20 protein-coding genes are annotated in these 21,853 nt (G+C 60.1%); 5 read left to right on the forward strand and 15 right to left on the reverse strand.

Annotation, left to right across the window (positions count from 1 at the left end):
- Window positions 1–4: 4 nt before the first annotated feature.
- The 3 genes from glpA to glpC are packed head-to-tail and all read left to right on the forward strand — an operon-like array spanning window position 5 to window position 4,027.
- Window positions 5–1,633, forward strand: coding sequence for an anaerobic glycerol-3-phosphate dehydrogenase subunit A (gene glpA, locus ACOTXF_RS17565; protein WP_047747626.1), 1,629 nt, complete (start codon window positions 5–7; stop codon window positions 1,631–1,633).
- Complete coding sequence (gene glpB, locus ACOTXF_RS17570; RefSeq protein WP_047747627.1) at window positions 1,623–2,840, forward strand: glycerol-3-phosphate dehydrogenase subunit GlpB; 1,218 nt, start codon at window positions 1,623–1,625, stop codon at window positions 2,838–2,840. Before glpA ends, glpB begins: the two co-directional genes overlap by 11 nt.
- On the forward strand, window positions 2,837–4,027 hold the full coding sequence (glpC, locus tag ACOTXF_RS17575; RefSeq protein WP_023325753.1) for an anaerobic glycerol-3-phosphate dehydrogenase subunit GlpC: 1,191 nt from the start codon (window positions 2,837–2,839) through the stop codon (window positions 4,025–4,027). The genes glpB and glpC overlap by 4 nt, the downstream gene beginning before the upstream one ends.
- Window positions 4,028–4,060: 33 nt before the next feature.
- Here glpC and ACOTXF_RS17580 read toward each other — a convergent pair whose 3' ends face one another.
- The 10 genes from ACOTXF_RS17580 to ACOTXF_RS17625 all read right to left on the reverse strand — a co-directional run bounded on the left by ACOTXF_RS17580 (window position 4,061) and on the right by ACOTXF_RS17625 (window position 13,930).
- A complete protein-coding gene (locus ACOTXF_RS17580; protein ID WP_021241545.1) occupies window positions 4,061–5,260 on the reverse strand; it encodes a nicotinamide mononucleotide deamidase-related protein YfaY in 1,200 nt (399 codons plus the stop codon).
- A gap of 94 nt (window positions 5,261–5,354) precedes the next feature.
- Window positions 5,355–5,894 (reverse strand): YfaZ family outer membrane protein, encoded by a 540-nt coding sequence (locus tag ACOTXF_RS17585; protein ID WP_023294110.1) that lies wholly within the window; start codon window positions 5,892–5,894, stop codon window positions 5,355–5,357.
- Between the two features lie 124 nt (window positions 5,895–6,018).
- Window positions 6,019–7,380 carry an o-succinylbenzoate--CoA ligase gene (gene menE / locus ACOTXF_RS17590; protein WP_232927061.1) on the reverse strand — a complete coding sequence of 454 codons (1,362 nt, stop codon included), beginning with the start codon at window positions 7,378–7,380 and terminating at the stop codon, window positions 6,019–6,021.
- On the reverse strand, window positions 7,377–8,342 hold the full coding sequence (gene menC / locus ACOTXF_RS17595; RefSeq protein WP_044597882.1) for an o-succinylbenzoate synthase: 966 nt from the start codon (window positions 8,340–8,342) through the stop codon (window positions 7,377–7,379). Before menC ends, menE begins: the two co-directional genes overlap by 4 nt.
- Window positions 8,342–9,199, reverse strand: coding sequence for a 1,4-dihydroxy-2-naphthoyl-CoA synthase (menB, locus tag ACOTXF_RS17600; protein WP_008500223.1), 858 nt, complete (start codon window positions 9,197–9,199; stop codon window positions 8,342–8,344). Before menB ends, menC begins: the two co-directional genes overlap by 1 nt.
- Window positions 9,196–9,972, reverse strand: a complete 777-nt coding sequence (menH, locus tag ACOTXF_RS17605; RefSeq protein WP_047747630.1) for a 2-succinyl-6-hydroxy-2,4-cyclohexadiene-1-carboxylate synthase — start codon at window positions 9,970–9,972, stop codon at window positions 9,196–9,198. Before menH ends, menB begins: the two co-directional genes overlap by 4 nt.
- Entirely contained in the window at window positions 9,969–11,639 is a 1,671-nt protein-coding gene (gene menD / locus ACOTXF_RS17610; protein WP_047747631.1) for a 2-succinyl-5-enolpyruvyl-6-hydroxy-3-cyclohexene-1-carboxylic-acid synthase, read from the reverse strand. Before menD ends, menH begins: the two co-directional genes overlap by 4 nt.
- Window positions 11,640–11,727: 88 nt before the next feature.
- The gene (gene menF, locus ACOTXF_RS17615; RefSeq protein ID WP_047747632.1) at window positions 11,728–13,023 is read right to left on the reverse strand and encodes an isochorismate synthase MenF; all 1,296 of its coding nucleotides are present in this window, start codon (window positions 13,021–13,023) and stop codon (window positions 11,728–11,730) included.
- An 86-nt stretch (window positions 13,024–13,109) separates the two neighbouring features.
- Window positions 13,110–13,415, reverse strand: coding sequence for a stress response protein ElaB (gene elaB / locus ACOTXF_RS17620; protein WP_008500219.1), 306 nt, complete (start codon window positions 13,413–13,415; stop codon window positions 13,110–13,112).
- A gap of 53 nt (window positions 13,416–13,468) precedes the next feature.
- Window positions 13,469–13,930 carry a GNAT family N-acetyltransferase gene (locus ACOTXF_RS17625; protein WP_048963217.1) on the reverse strand — a complete coding sequence of 154 codons (462 nt, stop codon included), beginning with the start codon at window positions 13,928–13,930 and terminating at the stop codon, window positions 13,469–13,471.
- Window positions 13,931–14,001: 71 nt separating this feature from the next.
- Here ACOTXF_RS17625 and rbn point away from each other — a divergent pair, with 71 nt between their 5' ends.
- Entirely contained in the window at window positions 14,002–14,919 is a 918-nt protein-coding gene (rbn, locus tag ACOTXF_RS17630; RefSeq protein WP_047747634.1) for a ribonuclease BN, read from the forward strand.
- 64 nt (window positions 14,920–14,983) lie between these two features.
- Window positions 14,984–15,988 carry a chemotaxis protein gene (locus ACOTXF_RS17635; RefSeq protein WP_047747635.1) on the forward strand — a complete coding sequence of 335 codons (1,005 nt, stop codon included), beginning with the start codon at window positions 14,984–14,986 and terminating at the stop codon, window positions 15,986–15,988.
- A gap of 100 nt (window positions 15,989–16,088) precedes the next feature.
- Here ACOTXF_RS17635 and nuoN read toward each other — a convergent pair whose 3' ends face one another.
- The 5 genes from nuoN to nuoJ form a co-directional block, all read right to left on the reverse strand.
- Complete coding sequence (gene nuoN, locus ACOTXF_RS17640) at window positions 16,089–17,546, reverse strand: NADH-quinone oxidoreductase subunit NuoN (RefSeq protein ID WP_008500215.1); 1,458 nt, start codon at window positions 17,544–17,546, stop codon at window positions 16,089–16,091.
- Between the two features lie 6 nt (window positions 17,547–17,552).
- Window positions 17,553–19,082: an NADH-quinone oxidoreductase subunit M gene (nuoM, locus tag ACOTXF_RS17645; protein WP_008500214.1), complete on the reverse strand. Its 1,530-nt coding sequence runs from the start codon at window positions 19,080–19,082 to the stop codon at window positions 17,553–17,555.
- Window positions 19,083–19,158: 76 nt separating this feature from the next.
- The gene (nuoL, locus tag ACOTXF_RS17650) at window positions 19,159–21,000 is read right to left on the reverse strand and encodes an NADH-quinone oxidoreductase subunit L (RefSeq protein ID WP_008500213.1); all 1,842 of its coding nucleotides are present in this window, start codon (window positions 20,998–21,000) and stop codon (window positions 19,159–19,161) included.
- Window positions 20,997–21,299 (reverse strand): NADH-quinone oxidoreductase subunit NuoK, encoded by a 303-nt coding sequence (gene nuoK, locus ACOTXF_RS17655; RefSeq protein ID WP_003861496.1) that lies wholly within the window; start codon window positions 21,297–21,299, stop codon window positions 20,997–20,999. Before nuoK ends, nuoL begins: the two co-directional genes overlap by 4 nt.
- On the reverse strand, window positions 21,296–21,850 hold the full coding sequence (nuoJ, locus tag ACOTXF_RS17660; RefSeq protein WP_008500212.1) for an NADH-quinone oxidoreductase subunit J: 555 nt from the start codon (window positions 21,848–21,850) through the stop codon (window positions 21,296–21,298). The genes nuoK and nuoJ overlap by 4 nt, the downstream gene beginning before the upstream one ends.
- Between the last annotated feature and the right edge of the window lie 3 nt (window positions 21,851–21,853).

The following is a 21,853-nucleotide window of genomic DNA, read 5'->3' on the forward strand; positions in this document are numbered from 1 at the left end:
AACAATGACCAGTCACGATCCTCGTTATAGTGATGTGATAATCATTGGTGGTGGCGCAACCGGCGCCGGGATCGCGCGCGATTGCGCCCTTCGCGGCTTAAGCGTTACGCTTCTGGAACGCCATGATATCGCCACGGGCGCAACCGGACGGAACCACGGCCTGCTGCACAGCGGCGCCCGGTATGCGGTCACCGACGCGGAATCCGCGCGCGAATGTATTGCTGAAAACCAGATCCTCAAGCGTATCGCACGCCACTGCATTGAGCCGACCGACGGCCTCTTTATTACCCTTCCCGAAGATGACCTCGCCTTTCAGGACACCTTTATTACCGCCTGCACTGCCGCGGGCATTCAGGCGGAGGCCATGGATCCGGCGCTGGCGCGGCGGCTGGAACCGTCGGTTAACCCGGCGCTTATCGGCGCGGTGAAAGTCCCTGACGGTACCGTCGATCCGTTCCGCCTGACCGCCGCCAATATGCTGGACGCCCGTGAGCATGGCGCACGCATTCTGACCGGACATGAAGTGACCGGGCTTATTCGCGAAGGTCATCGCATCTGTGGGGTGCGGGTGTTTGATACGCAGTACAACGAGCACGGCGAGCTGTATGCCGCCGTAGTGGTTAACGCGGCGGGGATCTGGGGCCAGCGTATAGCGGAATATGCGGACCTGTCGGTGCGCATGTTCCCGGCGAAAGGCTCGCTGCTGATCCTCGACCACCGCATCAATAACCACGTGATTAACCGCTGCCGCAAGCCGTCTGACGCCGATATCCTCGTTCCGGGCGACACCATTTCGTTAATCGGTACGACTTCAACGCACGTGGACTACAGCGAGATTGATTACAACCGCGTCACCGCTGAAGAGGTGGATATCCTGCTGCGGGAAGGGGACAAACTGGCCCCGGTAATGGCGCAGACGCGGATTCTGCGCGCCTACGCGGGCGTGCGTCCGCTGGTCGCCAGCGACAACGACCCGAGCGGACGGAACGTCAGCCGGGGCATCGTGCTGCTCGATCACGCCGCGCGCGACGGCATGGACGGGTTTATCACCATCACCGGCGGCAAGCTGATGACCTATCGCCTGATGGCCGAGTGGGCGACCGATGCCGTCTGCCGCAAGCTCGGAAATACCGAGCCGTGCGTCACGGCAGAACAGCCGCTGCCGGGATCGCGGCAGTCCACCGAAAAAACGCTGCAGAAAATCATCTCCCTGCCCGCGCCGCTGCGCGGGTCCGCGGTATACCGCCACGGCGACAGAACGCCACCGTGGCTTGGTGAAGGAAGATTGAGCCGCAGCCTGGTGTGCGAGTGCGAAGCCGTGACGGCCGGTGAAGTGCAGTACGCGGTGGAGAACCTGACGGTCAACAGCCTGCTCGATCTCCGCCGCCGCACCCGCGTCGGAATGGGCACCTGTCAGGGCGAGCTGTGCGCCTGCCGTGCTGCGGGGCTGCTGCAGCGCTTTCATACCACCACCGCCACCCAGTCGCTCGATCAGCTCAGCGCGTTTTTAAACGAGCGCTGGAAAGGCATTCAGCCTGTCGCCTGGGGCGATGCCCTGCGTGAAAGTGAATTTACCCGCTGGGTCTACCAGGGGCTTTGCGGTCTGGAGAAGGAGCAACACGATGAAATTTGATACCGTGATTGTCGGCGGCGGGCTGGCGGGCCTGCTCTGCGGCATTAAGCTCACGAAGCAGGGGCTGCGCTGCGCCATTATCACCCGGGGGCAGAGCGCCCTGCACTTCTCGTCGGGCTCGCTGGATCTGGTGGACGAAGCGTACCGCGATAAGCTGCCGCCGGAGCACCCGTATCACCTGGTTGGTGCACAGCATATTGACCGCTTTGCGCTGGAAACCGAAGCGCTGCTGGCGGAGTGCGGCGCGCGTCTGCAGGGCAGCGCCAGGTTCAATCACCAGCGCGTTACGCCGCTAGGCACCCTGCGTTCCGCCTGGCTCAGCCCGGAGGAAGTGCCCGTTGCCCCCATTCGCGCGGGACGCGTGCGGGTGGTAGGGATTAGCGGCTTTCTGGATTTTCAGCCCCATCTCGCGGCGGCATCGCTCTGTCGCCAGGGCGTTAACGCCGACACGGCAGAAATAGAGCTGCCCGAGCTTGATGTCCTGCGCGACAACCCGAGCGAATTTCGCGCGGTGAATATCGCCCGTTTTCTGGATAACGAGGACAAATGGCCGCTGCTGTATGAGGCGCTCAGCCCGCTTGCGGCAGGATGCGATGCGCTATTGATGCCCGCGTGCTTTGGCCTGAACGATAACCGACTCTGGCGCTGGCTCTCAGACCGTCTGCCCTGCACGCTCGGTTTGTTGCCCACGCTGCCCCCGTCTGTCCCCGGCATTCGCCTGCATACCCAGCTCCAGCGTAAGTTTGTTGCGCAGGGTGGCGTCTGGATGGCAGGTGATGAAGTGAAAAAAATTACCCTGACAGACGGCGCGGTGAGCGAAATCTGGACGCGCAACCACGACGATATTCCGCTTCGTGCACGCTATACGGTGCTGGCAAGCGGCAGCTTCTTCAGCAACGGGCTGCTGAGCAGCCGGGAGGGCATCCGGGAAGCCATTATGGGGCTGGATGTTCGCCAGCGAGCCTCCCGCGCGGACTGGTATCAGAGTGATTTCTTCTCGCCGCAGCCCTGGCAGCAGTTCGGCGTGATTGTCGATAACCACCTGCATCCGCAGCTTGCCGGTAAGCCCGTCAGTAATCTCTTTGCCATCGGCTCGCTGCTGGGCGGGTACGATCCCATTACCCAGGGATGCGGTGGCGGAGTCTGCGCCGTCACGGCGCTGTATGTGGCAGAGCAGATTAGCCAGCGCACGGAGGCTGAACAATGAACGATACCCGTTTTGAAAGCTGCATCAAATGCACGGTGTGTACCACCGTCTGCCCGGTCAGCGGCGTGAACCCACGCTATCCCGGGCCAAAGCAGGCCGGGCCGGACGGCGAGCGTCTGCGCCTGAAGGACGGCAAGCTGTACGATGAAGCGCTGAAATACTGCATTAACTGCAAACGCTGCGAAGTCGCCTGCCCGTCGGATGTGAAAATCGGCGATATTATTCAGCGCGCCCGGGCGCGCTACAGCACGCAAAAGCCGTCGCTGCGGGACGCGATTCTGAGCCACACCGATCTGATGGGCAGCGTCTCGACGCCGTTTGCCCCGCTGGTGAATGCCGCGACCGCTCTCAAGCCGGTGCGCCAGCTGCTGGATGCCACGCTGAAGATAGACCATCACCGCAGCCTGCCAAAATATTCTCACGGTACGTTCCGTCGCTGGTATAAATCCGTGGCGGCGGAGCAGGCGCAGTACGCCGAGCAGGTGGCTTTTTTCCACGGCTGCTATGTGAATTACAACCACCCGCAGCTGGGTAAAGATCTGCTGAAGGTGCTGAACGCCATGGGAACGGGCGTTCAGCTACTGAATAAAGAAAAGTGCTGCGGCGTGCCGCTGATTGCCAACGGGTTTACCGATAAAGCGCGCAGGCAGGCGCAAAGCAATGTCACCTCCCTGCGCGAGGCGATTGTCGAAAAAGGCATACCGGTATTGGCGACCTCATCCACCTGTACCTTCACCCTGCGCGACGAGTATCCGCATCTGCTGGACGTGGACAACACCGGCCTGCGCGAGCACATCGAGCTGGCGACGCGCTTCCTGTGGCGCAAGCTGGACAGCGGACAGACGTTGCCGCTGGGGAAATTACCCCTGAAAGTGGTGTACCACACGCCGTGTCATATGGAAAAAATGGGCTGGTCGCTCTATACGCTTGAGCTGCTGCGGTTAATTCCGGGGCTGGAGCTGACGGTGCTGGACTCACGCTGCTGCGGGATTGCGGGAACCTACGGCTTTAAGCGTGAAAACTACGAAACGTCGCAGGCGATCGGCGCTCCGCTGTTCCGTCAGATTGAGGAGAGCGGCGCGGATATCGTGGTGACCGACTGCGAAACCTGCAAGTGGCAGATTGAGATGTCCACCAGCAAGCGCTGCGAGCATCCGATTACGCTGCTGGCAAAGGCGCTCGGGTGAACATGGCCGGGGCGAAAGGCCCCGGCACAGGCGTTACTCCACGAACAGCGACTCAACCACGTTAATCCAGCCGTGCTCGCTGGCCACCTCTTTGCCATTCAGCCAGCGGCGCAGCATGTTCAGCGCCATCATGGCGCATACCTCCTGACGCACCGCCAGGCTGTGGCGGGTAATGCTCATTTTTACCCGCAGGGCGTGAGTGCCCTCAGGCGTCGCCAGCGCGAAGTTGAGGTATTCCTCATCCAGCCCGCCGACAAACAGCGCCAGACCGGCAAAATGCTTCACCCTTCTCTCGGACGCCCAGCGGGCGGTTTGCGCGAGAGTCTCCTGCTGGAACGGCACCACTTCGCTGGCCAGCAGCGGCGCGTTGACGCGCGACAGCTGCAGCGCCAGCAGGCCACCGGTGAACTGCTCGCTTAAGGTCACGCTCAGCTGACGCGACTGCAGATGCTTCGCAATCTGCGCCGGTAGCCCTTCCGTGCCTTCAAAGATCAGGCTTTCACCCGCTACGCGCTGCACCTCAGGCCACAGCGCGAGCATCGCCTCTTTCTGGGTGGCCGGTCCGGTCAGCTTAAGCTCAATGATCGGCATGGAGGAGCGATAGCCCATGGAGACGCCCGGAGGGAGTGAGAGGTGATCGAGGCTCTGGGCCAGATCGCTTTCCGAACGGCCAAAAGTGGTCAGACGCAGGCACAGCGGGGGTTCCGGCAGGGTAAAACGCTGGCGAAGGCGCGGCAGGATCTGCTGCTCGACCATCACTTTAAATTCTGAGGGCACGCCCGGCGTGAAGAACATCAGGCAGCGGTTCAGCTGCATGGCAAACCCGCACGCGGTACCGACCGGGTTATCGACCAGTTCAGCACTGGCGGGAATTTCAGCCTGTTTGCGGTTGCTGGGGGCCATGACGCGGCCACGTTCGGAGAAAAAACGCGCCATCTGCGAGAGCCACGCCTCATGCAGCACCAGCCCTTCGCCTTTTGCGGTCGCGGCGGCCAGGGCACTGAGATCGTCACTGGTGGGGCCAAGCCCGCCGTTCACAATCAGCACGTCGCACTGTTCACTGCGCTCGCGCAGAACAGCGACCAGTGACTCAAGATTGTCGCCCACCGTATTGCGGCGCGTTAACGGTAATCCTTGCTCAAAGAAAAGATCGGCAAGCCAGGCAGCATTGGTATCAATAATTTGTCCATGCAGCACTTCGTCGCCGGTGGATAACATCTCCACGTTAATCATTGTGTTCTCCCGCTTATTTGGTCAAAACACTATAGCGCAAACGCGGGGTGGAGAAGAGGAGAAACTGGCGCGACAGCATGCCGCGCCGGAGAGATTAGAAGCCTGCGCTAACGCCCACGTACGGACCGTCGGCCAGCGCGTTGTCGCGGTTGCCGTCTTTACCGGCCAAGTTCAGATAGCGATAGCCTGCTTCGATGGTGATTGGACGCATGATGGTCCAGCGTGCGCCAGCGTTGGCTTCCTCATAGCTGTCGATACCGCTTGAGAGGGAGTCCGGAGAGTAGTAGTACTCGCCAAACAGGCCGAAGCTGTCGCCAATTTTCCACTGCAGGCCGCCGCCCACTGCCGCCGCATATCCTTCGTCACCGTCATTTGGGTTGGTATAGATACCTTTACCGCCGACGGTCGCCAGGAACGGGCCCAGAGGAATGTTGAGGCCCAGGCCAAGGCTTGCCGCGTCGCCGTCGTCATCGTTATGCGTCCAGCCGCCAGTCATCGCCAGACCGGATGTCTCGGTACCCATGCCGAAGCCCAGGTGGGTATAATCCTGACCCGCCGAGCCGTTAATGCTAATGGCGTTCGCCGCCGCAGATACAACCATCAGGCCGAAGCCCAGTAATGCCACTTTTTTCATTGTCGTGATCCCGCACAATTTTTATAGAGAAGTCCCAAAACCGCGAGATTTTAACCTGGGTCTTCCGGGGATCAAGCACTCTGCGTGCGGCAGGCTAGTAGATTGTAACTATTTGAAACGGCTATTATCCCTTCAGCGTTGCGTTCACCCACTCCTGCAGCGCGCGGCGCGAGACTTTAATGCCGCCATTTTTGAGTTCGGTCGGCAAAAGCAGCCAGCGGACGGGTTGCTCAAAACGCGCCACCTTGTCCCTGACCCAGTCGGGTAAACAGGTGATATCCGTTCCCGGCTCGCACTCCACGACCGCCACCGGGCGTTGCCCGAATTCAGCGTCGTCCAGCGGGACGATGAACACCTGGTTAACCTGCGGGTGCGTGGCGATAACGCGCTCGAGCGATTCCGGCTGGATCCCTTCTCCGCCGCTAAAGAAGAGGTTATCCATGCGGCCGAGGATCGTCAGACGGCCGTCATGCCATTCGCCGCGATCGCGTGTGGCAAACCATCCCTGCGCGTTGGACAGCGGAATCAGTTCGCCATCGCGCCAGTAGCCTGAGGCCATGCTTTGCGCCCTGATCCAGACTTCACCGTTAACGACCTGCACCTCTCTGCCCGGCAGCGCACGGCCGACGTCCGGCTCGCCGTCGGCCTCTTTCGCACAGACGGTTGAGGCAAACTCGGTCAGACCGTAGCCGCAGAAGGTGCGAATATCCTGCTCTCGCGCCTGTTCGGTCAATTCAACAGGAATGGCTGCCCCGCCCAGCAGCACCGCTTTCAGTGGGACAGGCTGGTGGGCATTAAGCAGACGCCAGAGCTGGGTTGGCACCAGCGAGGCGTGGGTGCAGCCGCACAGCGCCTGCTCCAGAGGCCGTTTCTCGCGCACGGTTAACCGCGCGCCTGCCTGCAGCCAGCGCCATAAAATCCCCTGGCCCGAAACGTGGAACAGCGGTAGCGAAAGCAGCCAGTCGTCGTCTTCACCGTAGGGCATCAGCGACAAAACGCCGCGCGCGCTGGCGAGATGGGCCTCGCAGGTATGGACCGCTGCTTTCGGCAGACCGGTGGAGCCTGAGGTCAGCGTCATGGAGGCCAGCCGCGCCGGTTGCCACGCAGCGCAATACGCATCGGCGGTCTCGCGCATGCTCAGGGCAGGAAGGCCGTCGTAGCTGCCGTCCAGCACCAGCGCAAAGCGCAGCGTAATCTGCGGGAGCAGCACGTCCAGCAGCGGGCGCGGCAGCTGCGGATTAACGGGAAGAATACGCGCCCCGCACTGGAGCAGCGCCAGCCACGCCAGCAGGGTGTGCGGGTGGTTATGGGCAAGCAGCAGCACGCCGTCGCCCTCCTCCACGCCCTGACGGTGAAAGCCCGCCGCAAGGCTGTCGATGCGCGCGCACAGCTGTTGCCAGCTGAGCACCTCGTCGTTAAGCCTCAGGGCCGGTTTATGGGTAAATTGCGCACACCAGTGCCGCCACGGCCAGTCGGTAAAACTCATCGCAACGGCTCCAGCGCCGCGACGTCGAGGCACGGCAGCGCGCTGTCCGGCCACGGGCGAAGAAGCTGAGCCTGCATCAGGTTCAGCGTGTCGAGGCCGGGGACCGTGTCAGGCGTTAACCAGGCGGCAATGCGCGCCAGCTGGGTTAGCCCAAGGCTGGATTCAATCGACGAGCTGATGACCGCCGTCAGCCCTAAGGCGTGCGCCGCCGCGACCTGCTCGCGCACTTTCGCCAGGCTGCCGGTCAACGTCGGTTTAATCACCACCGCGCTGACGCCGGGCTCTGCAGCAAATTCAAAATCGGCCTCGCGCAGGCTTTCATCCCAGGCGATGGCAATCCCCGTTTCGCGGGCGAACGCGCGCGAATCCTCACGGGTTTTGCACGGCTCTTCGAGGAAGGCAATGCGGCTGCGGTACGCCGGATTGACGTACTTTGCAAACTGCTGCGCCTTAAGCGGCGTCCAGGCGCGGTTGGCGTCCAGACGCAGATGCAGATCGGGGATCGCCTCCAGCAGCAGGTTGGCGACCATGCCGTCACGCACCGCTTCATAAAGCCCGACTTTGATTTTCGCGACCTTCTCGCCCGGCATGGCGGAGAGCTGCGCGAACAGCTCGTCCGGATCGCCCGTACAGAGCGGTGCCGCGCGGTAATTCCCCGCTTCTGGCAGGCTGCCGTCCAGCTCCGCCAGCGCGCAGCTGATACCAAAAGCCGCGGAAGGCACATCCGGTAACGCCGGGTTCTCGCCCTCACGCCACGCGTCTGCCCACGCCAGCAATGCAGCCTGCGCATCCTCCAGCGACTCGAGGCTAAAGCCCGGCAGAGGCGAAATCTCGCCCCAGCCTTCCCGCTCGCCCTGCTGCAGATGCACGAAGAAGCCGTCACGGGTTTTTAACCGCCGTTCACGCAGCACCACGCCCGCGTCCATCGGTATCTGCCAGCGGTAAACCTGCGCGCGACGCATTACGGATTCCGTTTGTATTTGCTGAAGTCTGGCTGGCGTTTTTCGTTAAACGCGTTGCGCCCTTCCTGACCCTCTTCGGTCATGTAGAACAGCATAGTGGCGTTGCCCGCCAGCTCCTGCAGACCCGCCTGACCGTCGCAGTCGGCGTTGAGTGCCGCTTTGAGGCAGCGCAGCGCCATCGGGCTGTTTTGCAGCATTTCGCGACACCAGCGCACGGTCTCTTTTTCGAGATCGGCAAGCGGCACCACGGTATTCACCAGGCCCATATCCAGCGCTTCCTGCGCGTTGTACTGACGGCACAGGAACCAGATTTCACGGGCTTTTTTCTGCCCGACGATGCGCGCCATGTAGGAGGCACCCCAGCCGCCGTCGAAAGATCCCACTTTCGGGCCGGTCTGGCCGAAGATGGCGTTTTCAGCGGCAATGGTCAGGTCGCACATCATGTGCAGCACGTGGCCGCCGCCGATGGAGTAGCCCGCCACCATCGCCACCACCGGTTTTGGACAGGTGCGGATCTGACGCTGGAAATCGAGGACGTTCAGGTGGTGCGTCCCCGCATCGTCCTGGTATCCGCCGTAGTCGCCGCGCACTTTCTGATCGCCACCGGAGCAGAACGCTTTCTCGCCTTCGCCGGTCAGGACAATCACGCCGATGTTGTCGTCATAGCGCGCATCCGCCAGGGCCTGAATCATCTCTTTCACGGTCAGCGGACGGAAGGCGTTACGCACCTGTGGGCGGTTGATGGTGATTTTGGCAATACCGTCGGTGGATTTGTGGTAACGAATGTCGGTGTAGCCTTCGGAGCAGTCCTGCCATTCAACCGGGGCGTAAAGCATGTGTTCATCAGGATAGATCATAGAGTGTCCTTTATTCGAAGACGCAGTATCTGAGCCAGACTCGCGGCAACCGCGTCGGGGTTTTCCCGGTGGGCGTTGTGTCCGGCGTTGGGAATTGCATGGCAGACGGCGCTCAACTCCGCAGCAAGGGCCGCAAACTTCTCATCACGTTCGCCATAGAGATAATCAAAAGTGAAATCACGTGCGCTGAGCGCGGTACGCAGGTCGGGCTGCACGGCCAGCGACGTCGCCTCGAGCATCATCGCCAGCGCCGCGCCGTTGTTCTGGCTGCGCAGGGTAATCAGCGCGTCGCGCTGGGCGTCCGTCAGGGAGGCAAACACGGGCTGTTGGTACCAGTCAGCGAATACCTTTTCCAGCGGTTCGCTGCGAAAACGCGTCGCCCAGCGGCGGTCTGATGCCAGCCGCGCCTGTCGCGCATCGGCATCCTGCAGGCCCGGATGGCCGCCTTCTACCGTCACGCCCAACAGCCCCTTCGGCTGCTGGCAGGCATGGAACATCGCAATGCGGCCGCCGAGGGAGTACCCGACGAGCCAGAATTTCAGTATGTTGTAACTAATCAAAGTTCGGGTAAGCAACGCGCTCATCTCGTCGAAGCCCGTCACGCCCAGATTCCGGGATCCGCCGTGTCCCGGCAGATCCAGATACAGCCTGGGGTAATCGCAAAGCCGCTCACCAACACCCTGCCACTCGCGGCAATCGCCGGAAAAACCGTGCAAAAAGACCAGCCAGGGATAGCCTGGTTTTCCAGCCTGCTGCACGCCCGAGAGGATCACAGCTGGCTCACCTGCGCCAGCAGGCTTTGCAGGGCCTGCGCACCGTCAGCCTCGTTCACCACCAGCTCAATCAGCGTCGCGCCGGGCTGCTTCCAGGCGGAGCTTAGCGCCGCATCCAGCTGTTCCCAGCTTTCCGGGCGATGATATTTCAGGCTGAACATCGCCGCGGCGTGTTCGAAGTGCACGTTCTGCGGCATCAGATAGAAGCGCTCGCGCTCGCTCTGCGGCGTGGGCAGCAGGGAGAAAATCTGCCCGCCGTTGTTGTTAACCACAATCAGCACGAACGGGGCAGACGCCTGACGCAGCAGCGCCAGCGCGTTGAGGTCGTAGAGCGCGGAGAGATCCCCCACGATGGCCAGCGTCGATTTTGCGCTGGCGCGCTGCACGCCCGCCGCCGTAGAGATCAGCCCGTCGATGCCGCTGGCACCGCGGTTGCTGTACACCGGGTAGCCCGCGGGCAGCTGCGAAATGGCGTCAATCAGCCGCACGACCAGGCTGTTGCCGACAAACAGCTGCCCCTGCTCGGGCAGGTACTGGCGAATACGGTGCGCCAGCCCGGCCTCGCTGAACGCTTCACAGCGCGCGCGGGTCAGTGCCCACGCCTGGCGCGACAGGTCCGGGAGGGTAACCGCCCAGGGTTTGCGTTTTTCAGCCGGATGGAGCGCCAGCCAGGCGTCGATACGGCTGACCAGACGACGACCGCGATGGTGCGCCGGGTCAAGACGCCCTTCCAGCGCGTCCACCAGCCAGTATTCGTCCGGTGTGCAGGTGGCCTGCCACTGCAGTAACCGCTTGCCGGTTAAACTCGATCCAAGCTGGACCACAATTTGCGCCTGCGACAGCTCGGTGACCGCTTTGGCATTACCCAGCCAGAGATCCGCACACGGCAGCGGCTGCCCGGTCTGGGAAAGCACGTCGCCTATCAGCGGCCAGCCCAGGGTTTGCGCCCACTCGGCGACCAGCTTGCCTTCGGCGGCGCTCATGCGCCCGGCGATAACCACGCCGCGCTTCTGCCGCCAGAAGAACCAGTCGCGCTGCTTCGCGCTCTCAAGGTGCGTCTGCTCGCGCAGCCACGGTTTTTCACTCTGCCACCAGTCACCGAGAGACTGCTGCCAGTCAAGACCCGTGTCGTCCAGCTCGCCGTACAGCGGCTCGGCAAACGGGCAGTTGATATGCAGCGCCCCGCCGCGCAGCGTTTCCATGGCGTGATCGACGGTGGAGACCAGCCAGCTTGCCGGAATATCCTGGGTGGGCCGGGGCAGCGAAATCGTCTGCGAAGGATGCGAAGAAAAGAGTCCCGGCTGACGGATGGCCTGATTGGCGCCGCAGTCGATAAGCTCAGGGGGACGATCGGCCGTCAGCAGAATCAGCTTTTCACCGGTTAACCCGGCTTCAATCAGAGCCGGATAGAGGTTCGCCACGGCAGTACCGGAAGTGACAATCACCGCCACGGGTTCTTTGCTGACCTTCGCCAGACCCAGCGCGAGATGACCGAGGCCGCGCTCATCAAAGTGGGTGTGGTGAATCAACGCCCGGTTTTCGGCGGCCGCCAGCGTCAGCGGCGTTGAGCGAGAACCCGGTGCAATACACACGTGCCTGACGCCATGGCGCGTCAGGGCTTCAAGGATCACCGCCGCCCAGCGTCGGTTAAAAGAACTTACTGACATGAGATTGTCCGGTATCAAGAATGCGACACAGTATAAATAATAGAAAAAATTGGAATTTTGATGTGAATCGGGATTGCGCGAATCAGTATTAATCCCTTAGGAGCAGAGAGCGCAATCCGGCGGCTTTGTTTTCAATCTCCTGCCACTCCTGCTCCGGGTCAGACCCGCTGACAATGCCGGCCCCGGCGTAGAGCCGCAGCGAGTCCTCATGGACGCGGGCTGAACGCAACGCCACGCAGAACTCACTCTGGTCAGGCGATAAATACCCGGCCGAACCGGCGTACCACTCGCGGTTAAAGGGCTCAACCTTCTGAATAAACTCGCGCGCAGGCTGTCGGGGCAAACCGGCAACGGCCGCCGTCGGCTGTAGCATATGCAGGCACTGCTCGTCGTCGGCCTGTTTGAGCTCGGTCCAGATACAGCGGCGCAAATGCTGCACTTTACGCAGGCGCACCACCTGGGGGGGCAGTACCTCAAGCGTCCGCGTGTAGTGCTGAAGACGCTGGCAGATATCCTCCACAACCAGCATATTTTCGCGCTGGTTTTTATCGTCGTTCAGCAGCCACTCGCCCAGACGCTGCGCCTTTTTATCATCGGTATGGCTGGCGACGGTGCCCGCCAGCGCTTCGGTGCGCAGCAGCGTGCCGCGCCGCCGCCAGAGACGCTCGGGGGTCGAGCCAAGAAACGCGTTGCTGGCGTCGAAAATCATGCAGAAATGGTAGCAATGTAAATTCAGGGCGCGGCTGGCCGCCATCAGCGCGACAGGGTTAACGCGCTGTGTAAACCGGATATCGGTTGCCCGGGCGAGAACCACCTTTTCAAAATCACCGCGCGCGATGGTCTCTGTCGCTCTGCGGATAAGCGTCAGCCATTCGGCCTGTTGCGGCTGATGGGTTTCGTGCTCAATCTGAACGGATAGCGGACGGATAGATCTCGCAGGACGGAGTTGCTCTAAAAAATCCCGCGCGGCGAGGGCATCTTCCTGAAGTGAATAATCACTCCACAGCTGCAGACGCAGCGTAGCGGTGCCGGCGGTGCGTCGCCAGAGCAGTCGCGGTAAAAAGAGGCTGCCCTGCTCCGGAGTAAAGGCGTTCAGGCCACAGATACGGGTATCACCTGCCGCGTTTTGCTCGCGCAAAAACTGCGTGGCTAACGCCAGAGAGGAAAAGGGGATCACCGCCCCCAGCGCAGCCAGCTCTTCATCGCCGTTACGCTGCTGCCAGTAAAATTGCGGATAGCACTGCTGCGCCCCAAGCCAGGCGAGAGGGTCGAAGGCGTCGTTTAACGGGAAAGAGACGTCGAAATGACGTATGCCGGGTGTTGCGGGTAACGCTTGCGAAAGCTGGGTACGCAATTGCTCCAGCGCGAGGAAAATCGAATTCACGCGAACCTCTCCCTGTTAAAACCTCGTATTATACGGGGTACTGGCAATAAATAGCAGTACCCACGTATAGGGAGTGGTTAAGCGGCTTAACGACGGGCTAAGAGCAGCCCCAGTACCAGCCCGACGGCAGCACCTACTCCAATGCCCTGCCACGGTTTTTCATGCACGTAATCATCGGCACGGTACACCGCTTTTTTGGCGCGGTAGTAGTAGGTATCAGACGCATGGCTGACGCGGTTTTTCACTTCATGCAGCGCCTGTTCGGCACGGGCTTTTAGCTCAATATATTTCTGATCGGCAGGGTCGCCCGAGGAACGTAACACCTCTTCCAGCGTTTCGCTCAGTAAGGCCAGGTCGTCGTCGATACGGGTATCCCAGGATTGAAATGACATATTTTTCTCCATGTTAGTACACCAGTCCGCTAACTATAGCCAACGACTCGTCATTACGCCTGCTTCGCTTCCCGCGCCATGCCGATGTGGGGAATGCCGTCTTCATCGTACACCTCGGTGACCGGCACGAAACCAAAGTGGCCGTAGAAGGACTGCAGGTGCGCCTGCGCGCCCAGGTATAACGCCTTGTTCGGCCACTGTTTCTGGCATGCCTCCAGCGTTTTATCCATCAGCTGATAGCCCAGTTTTTCACCGCGCGCTTTGCCGCTGATGATGACGCGGCCAATGACGACAGGCTCAAAATCGTCTTCACTTTTCAGAATCCTCGCATACGCCACCAGCTCGTTATTCCGCCAGCCGAGGATATGGCGGTTCTCGCCGACGAGATCGTCGCCGTCGATGTCCTGATACGGGCAGGTCTGTTCAACCACGAACACTTCGCAGCGCAGTTTCAGCACGGCGTAAAGTGAATGAACGGTAAGGTCACTATGGTGTAAATCTTGCCACTGGATCATGTCAGTCTCCTTCCTGGGGTTCATCACGTTATACTAAACACCTCCCCGTTCAGCAAAGGGCTGATTGCGTTATGGAACTGATTTTTCTGGGTACGTCGGCGGGCGTGCCAACCCGCTCACGGAATGTGACGGCGATACTGCTGGATCTTAAACACCCCACCCGCGGCGGGCTGTGGCTGTTTGACTGTGGTGAAGGGACGCAGCATCAGCTGCTAGACACCGCTTATCACCCCGGCAAGCTGGATAAAATTTTTATCACCCATCTGCATGGCGACCATCTGTTTGGCCTTCCCGGCCTGCTGTGCAGCCGCTCGATGGCCGGTAACGCCAACCCGCTGACGATTTACGGGCCTGCGGGTATTCGTGAATTTGTTGGAACCACGCTGCGCCTGAGCGGGTCGTGGACGGATTATCCGCTGGAGGTCGTTGAGATTAGCGAAGGCCTGGTTTTCGATGACGGCGATTATAAGGTGAGCGTTCAGCCGCTCAATCACCCTGTCGAGTGCTATGGATACCGTATTGACGCGCATGACAAACCCGGCGCGCTGGATGCCGCCGCGCTAATGGCCGATGGCGTAAAACCCGGGCCGCTGTTCCAGCGCCTGAAGCACGGCGAGACCGTCACGCTGGAGGACGGGCGCGTCATCAATGGGCAGGATTATCTCGCCGCACCGCAGCCCGGCAAGAAGCTGGCGATCTTTGGCGACACGGCCCCGTGCCGGGCGGCGCTCACGCTTGCCCAGGACGTGGACGTGATGGTGCATGAAGCGACGCTTGAAACGGCGATGGAAGAGAAAGCCAACGGCCGGGGTCATAGCTCCACGCGTCAGGCGGCGCAGCTAGCCCGTGACGCGGGCGTCGGGAGGCTCATCATCACCCACGTCAGCTCGCGCTACGACGCGCGGGGCTGTGAAAAGCTGCTGGAAGAGTGCCGCGCGCTGTTCCCGGAATGTGAGCTGGCCGAAGATTTCGCTCAAGTCAGCGTTTAGTCCTTCATTTTTCCCTCAGGATGCCGATAACGATTAAAAGGTCAGCATTTCTCTCGAGGGTAGAATGGATAATTTCCAGAAAGATATTGATGACAGGGCGAATCTGACCCTGTCGAACCGTTTTGAACTGTTGCTGTTCCGTCTTGGCACCTCTCTTAACGAAAATAAATCTGAGCTGTTTGGCATTAACGTCTTTAAGCTGCGTGAAATTGTGCCGATGCCGGAGTTCACGAAACCCGCCGGAATGAAATCACCGCTGATGGGAATGGTGAATATCCGCGATCAGGTGATCCCGGTGATCGACCTGGCCGCCGTGGCGGGCTGTAAGCCCACCACCGGTCTGAATATCCTGCTGATCACCGAATATGCGCGCAGCGTGCAGGCGTTTGCCGTGGAGTCGGTTGAGAACATCATGCGTCTGGACTGGAAGCAGGTGCACGCGGCGGAAACCGCCGTCAGCGGTCGCTATATCACCAGCATTGCCTGCCTGGATGAGAAAACGGATACCAACGATCTGGCGATGGTGCTGGACGTTGAGCAGATCCTGTATGACATCACTCCGGCCAACCACGATCTGCACGCCACCAATCTGAAAACCACTAAGTTCAATATCAAGCCGGGCGCGGTCGCGATTGTGGCGGAAGATTCCAAAGTGGCGCGTTCGATGCTGGAGAAAGGTCTGCAGGCGATGGAGATCCCAGCGCAGCTGCACATCACCGGCAAAGAGGCGTGGGAAAAAATTGGCGTGCTGGCCGCACAGGCACAGGCTGAGGGCGTGCCGATCACCGATAAGATCGCGCTGGTGCTGACCGACCTCGAAATGCCGGAGATGGACGGTTTTACGCTGACGCGCAAAATCAAAACCGACCCGGTTCTGAAAGATATTCCGGTGGTGATCCACTCTTCCCTTTCCGGTAACGCCAACGAAGACCATATTCGCAAGGTGAAGGCCGACGGGTACGTCGCGAAGTTTGAGCTGAACGAGCTGTCGTCAGTGATTGAGGAAGTGCTGGACCGCTCGATGAAGAAGATTGACGGGCCGTTGATTAGCCGTAAACAGCTGGCTTAGTCGGGTGGCGCTACGCTTACCCGACCTACAAAACCCGTAGGCCCTGCAAGCGTAGCGACGCTGGGCAATAAAAAAACCCGCCGAGGCGGGTTTTTTGTTTTTACATCAGCGGCATCGCTCGCTGCACGATATCAATCAGCGGTTGCGGATAGATACCGAAGATCAGCACCAGCAGCGCGGAGATGAGTACCACGATACCACCAGCGCTGTACTGCCAGTTGCCTGGAGCATCACGATTGAGCTGCTGAGGTGCGCTCAGGTACAGGCTCACGGCCACACGCAGGTAGTAGTAGAGACCAATCGCGGAGCCGATCACCACGCCCGCGGTCAGCCACCACAGGTGCGCCTGCACACCGACGGCCAGCACATAGAACTTACCGATAAAGCCAAGCGTCATCGGAATACCGGCCAGAGAGAGCATCATCACGGTCATTACGGCGGACAGGATTGGACGGTGCCAGAACAGACCACGGTAAGAGAACAGTGAATCGGCATCCGGACCACGGTACGGGCTGGACATCAGGCTCACCACGCCGAAGGCGCCGAGGCTGCTGAACAGGTAGCCGGCCAGATAGACGCCCACGGCTTCCATCGACATCTCACCGCTCTGCAGCGCAATCAGCGCCACCATCAGGTAGCCCAGATGAGAGATAGACGAGTAGCCCAGCAGACGCTTGATATTGGTCTGGCTCAGCGCCATCAGGTTACCGAAGATGATGGAGACGAACGCGATGATGCCCAGCACCACGCGAACCGCTTCGCTGTCACCCACCGGCGCGTACAGGAACAGACGCATCACTACCCCGAAGATAGCGATTTTGCTCGCCGTCGCCAGGAAGGTCGACACCGGAGCCGGTGCCCCCTGGTAGACGTCTGGCGTCCACAGGTGGAACGGCACCAGAGAGAGTTTGAAGCCAAGGCCAACAATCATCATGCCCAGACCCGCCAGCAGCAGCGGCTCATGCAGCATACCGTCACCGAGGCTCTTGCCGAGCGCCATAAAGGAGAGGTTACCGGACTGTGCGTACACCAGCGCAATACCAAACAGCAGGAACGAGGACGCCGCCGCAGACAGGATGGTGTACTTGATGCTTGCTTCCAGCGAGCGCTTCTGGCGGAAGGCGTAACCAATCAGACCGAACAGCGGCAGAGAGATCAGCTCAATGCCGAGGAACAGCGCGGCCAGGTGGTTCGCATTCGCCAGCAGAATGCCGCCCAGCGCGGCAATCAGAACCAGCAGGTAAAACTCTTCTTTGTTGTCGTTGTAGCCTTCGAGCCACGGGTACGCAAAGGTACAGGTTGCCAGGCTCGCCAGCAGCACCAGACCGGTGTACAGCATGGCGTAACCGTCAACGCGCATCAGCGGGGTGACGTCCATCGCCCCACCCTGGCCAACAAACCAGAGTGAGACTAACGCGGCGTTCAGGCCGATGACCGACAGCGTGGCATTCAGGAAGTGATTGCGTCGCCACGCAATGGAGAGCATCACAACCACCACCGTCAATCCGACGATCAGCAGCGGTAGCAGCGCGATCAGTTGTTGTGGAGTTATTGTCATGGCGAATTACGGCCTTGTAGTAGAAACAGAATTAACAAACCACTGCTGGATATTGCCCATCGCGCTGTGCGAGGTATCCAGAATCGGCTGCGGGAAGAAGCCCAGCAGCACCAGCAGTACGACCAGCAGCAGGATGATGAACAGCTCACGCAGCGACATCCCCGGCAGTTCTTGTGCAGCAATTTCGCTCTTCGCTTTACCGAAGTAAGCGCGGTGCAGCATCGCCAGCGAGTAGACGGAAGCGAACACCAGACCAAAGGTGGAGATCACGGTAATCACCGGTACCACTTTGAAGCTGCCGAACAGAATCATAAATTCGCCGACGAAGTTACCGGTGCCCGGCATCCCCAGAGTCGCCACCGCGAAGAACATGGAGAGCGCTGGCAGCCACTTAATTTTGCTCCACAGACCGCCCATCATACGCATGTCGCGGGTGTGCAGACGTTCGTACAGCTGGCCGCACAGGATGAAGAGACCGGCTGCGGACAGACCGTGCGCAATCATCTGGATCACCGCCCCCTGGTACGCCAGTTGGCTGCCGGTGTAGATAGCAATCAGCACGAAGCCCATGTGGGAAACGGAGGTGTAGGCAATCAGACGCTTGATGTCGTACTGGGTGAAAGCCATCCAGGCACCGTAGAAGATGCCGATCACACCCAGCCACATGGCAATCGGTGCGAACTCTGCGGAGGCGTTCGGGAACAGCGGCAGTGCAAAGCGCAGCAGACCGTAGGCCGCCGTTTTCAGCAAGATGCCCGCCAGGTCAACGGAACCCGCCGTTGGCGCCTGAGAGTGCGCGTCTGGCAGCCAGCCGTGCAGCGGAACCACCGGCATTTTCACCGCGAAGGCGATGAAGAAGCCCAGCATCAGCAGGTATTCCACGCCGTGCGACATTGGGGTCTTCAGCAGGTCTTCGTAGTTGAAGGTCCAGGTGCCGGTCGCGTTGTGGTGAACAAACACCAGCGCCAGAATGGCAATCAACATCACCAGACCACTCGCCTGGGTATAGATGAAGAACTTGGTTGCCGCCGTGATACGCGTTTTACCGTCGGATGCCTTGTGGCCCCACAGCGCGATCAGGAAGTACATCGGAACCAGCATCATCTCCCAGAAGAAGAAGAACAGGAACATGTCGATGGCAAGGAACACGCCGATCACGCCGCCCAGGATCCACATCAGGTTCAGGTGGAAGAAGCCCTGGTATTTTTCGATTTCACGCCAGGAGCAGAGTACCGCCAGAACGCCGAGCAGGCCGGTCAACACCACCATCAGCAGCGACAGGCCGTCAATCGCCAGGTGGATCGTAATGCCGAAACGTGGGATCCACGGCAGGATGAACTCAGACTGCCACTGCGGAATGCCCGCAGACTGGGTCAGTGAGTAACCGCCCTGCAACCACAGTTGCAGGCCAAGCGCGAGCGTCAATCCCATGGTGATCAGCGCGATCCAGCGCGGCATCTTCACGCCAAAGCGTTCAGTCTGCCAGCACAGGAAGCCGCCGATGAAGGGAATTAATATTAGCCAGGGTAGTAACATGGCGATTTACATTCCTTTTTAAGGCCCCCAGCAGGGGCCTGATTTTCAACGAATTCGAATAAAATTCACTTAACGATCAACGCAACACCATCAGCAGCGCCAGCACGACAACCGCACCGATGCTCATGGACGCCACATACCAGCGCAGGTAACCGTTCTCGCTGTACAGCAGGCCTTTGCCTGCAAAGCGGGAAAGGATCGCCGGGATGTTCATCAGGCTGTTCAGCGGGTCGCGCTTCAGCAGCCACGCGATACCCAGGAACGGCTTAACGAAGATCATGTCGTACAGCCAGTCGAAGCCCCACGCGTTGTACCACCAGGTGCCCAGCAGGCGGCCCGGCGCACTGTTGGCCACGGCAGTGACCAGCGTACGTTTGCCCAGCCACAGCCATGCTGCGATCAGGATGCCCGCGATAGCGACCACACCGGAGGTGATTTCAAGCGTCAGAACGCGACCGTGCTCAAGCTCGGTTGTCGCCGGCAGCACGCCCTGCAGCGGAGGCACAATCATCGCGCCAACGAAGGTGGACAGTACCAGCAGCACAATCAGCGGCAGGTGATGGGTAATCCCCTTCCCTGCGTGAGCGTGAATTTGTTCTTTACCGTGGAATACGATGAAAATCATACGGAAGGTATACAGGGAGGTCATGAACGCACCGACCAGACCCGCAACCATCAGATTGATATGACCATTTGCCATGGCACCCGCAAGGATTTCGTCCTTACTGAAGAAGCCCGCGGTGATCAACGGCAGTGCCGCCAGCGCCGCGCCGCCCACCAGGAAGCAGACATACACCAGCGGGATGGACTTACGCAGTCCGCCCATTTTGAAGATGTTCTGCTCGTGATGGCAGGCCAGAATCACCGAACCGGATGAGAGGAACAGCAGCGCTTTAAAGAACGCGTGCGTCATCAGGTGGAAAATGGCCGCGTCCCACGCCTGAACGCCCAGCGCGAGGAACATGTAACCAATCTGGCTCATGGTGGAGTACGCGAGAACGCGCTTGATGTCGGTCTGCACCAGCGCGGCAAAGCCTGCCAGCACCAGCGTGACCGCACCGACGATACCGACCAGGTGCAGAATTTCCGGAGTCATCAGGAACAGGCCATGGGTACGCGCAATCAGGTAGACACCGGCGGTAACCATGGTCGCAGCGTGGATCAGCGCGGAGACAGGGGTTGGACCCGCCATCGCGTCGGCCAGCCATGTCTGCAACGGCAGCTGCGCGGATTTACCCACGGCACCACCCAGCAGCATCAGCGTTGCCCACCACAGCATGTTGTTGCCTGCGGCGAAGTGCGCTGGCGCCAGTTCCACCATTTCGCGGAAGTTCAGCGTGCCCAGTTCGTTGTAAAGAATGAACAGCGCGAAAGCGAGGAAGACGTCACCCACGCGGGTCACGACGAACGCTTTCATGGCCGCTGCGCCATTCTTCGGATCGGTATAGTAGAAACCGATCAGCAGGTAAGAACACAGACCCACGCCTTCCCAGCCCAGATACATCAGCAGCAGGTTATCGGCCAGGACCAGAACCACCATGCTGGCGATAAACAGGTTGGTGTAGGCGAAGAAGCGGGAGTAACCCTCTTCACCGCGCATATACCAGGAGGCGAACATGTGGATCAGGAAGCCGACGCCGGTGACCACGGAGAGCATAGTCAGGGAGAGACCATCCAGCACCAGGTTGAAACCGATGTTGAAATCACCGACCGACATCCAGGTCCACAGCGGCACGCTGAAAGGCTGACGCCCGTTGTTAAAGAAGTCGATACCCGCATACGCTGTCACCAGCGCGGCCAGGCCAACAGAGCCCATGCCGACGGTTGCAGACAGATTCTCAGACCAGCGGCCGCGAGAAAACGCCAGCAGCACGAAGCCAATCAGCGGAAAAATAATGGTTAAGGCAAGCATGTTCATCCACGCAACTCACTTACTGAATCGATGTTCAGATTCTGGCGGCGACGATGGAGCTGCAGCAACAGCGCCAGGCCAATACTCGCTTCGGCAGCCGCAAGGCTGATGGCGAGAATGTACATCACCTGACCATCGGTCTGGCCCCAGTAGCTTCCGGCGACCACGAAGGCCAGCGCGGAGGCGTTAATCATGATTTCCAGCCCGATCAGCATAAACAGCAGATTGCGGCGGATAACCAGACCAGTCAGACCCAGAACGAATAAAATCGCAGCGAGGATCAGTCCATGTGTTAAGGGGATCATGCGCGCTCCTCCGTTTTTCTTTTCGCGCGGTCGTCAGTGCGGTTGCTCAGCACCTCGCCAGCACGCTCTTCGCGGCCAACGTGGAAGGCCACAACCAGACCTGCCAGCAGCAGCATGGAGGCCAGTTCAACCGCCAGAACGTATGGGCCAAAGAGCGTAATACCGACCTCTTTAGCGCCAATCGGCGTGCCGTCGATGCCCTGATCGTTAACACCCAGAATGGCGTACACGATCACCACCAGCATGATGGCCGACAAAATTGCCGGGCCGATCCACACCTGCGGTTTTAACCACTGACGTTCCTGCTCGATTTCAGAGCCGCCCAGGTTCAGCATCATCACGACGAACACGAACAGCACCATGATGGCCCCGGCGTAGACGATGATTTCCAGCGCACCGGCGAAGTGCGCGCCCAGTGCGAAGAACACCCCGGAAATGGCCAGCAGCGAGATGATTAAGTACAGCAGCGCATGCACCGGGTTGGTGTGCGTGATCACTCGCAGCGTAGCCAGAATGGCGATAAGGCCACAGATATAAAAAGCGAATTCCATTGC

Origin of the sequence: Enterobacter cloacae complex sp. IR53041 (assembly GCF_049238285.1) — a bacterium.
Classification (GTDB): domain Bacteria; phylum Pseudomonadota; class Gammaproteobacteria; order Enterobacterales; family Enterobacteriaceae; genus Enterobacter; species Enterobacter roggenkampii.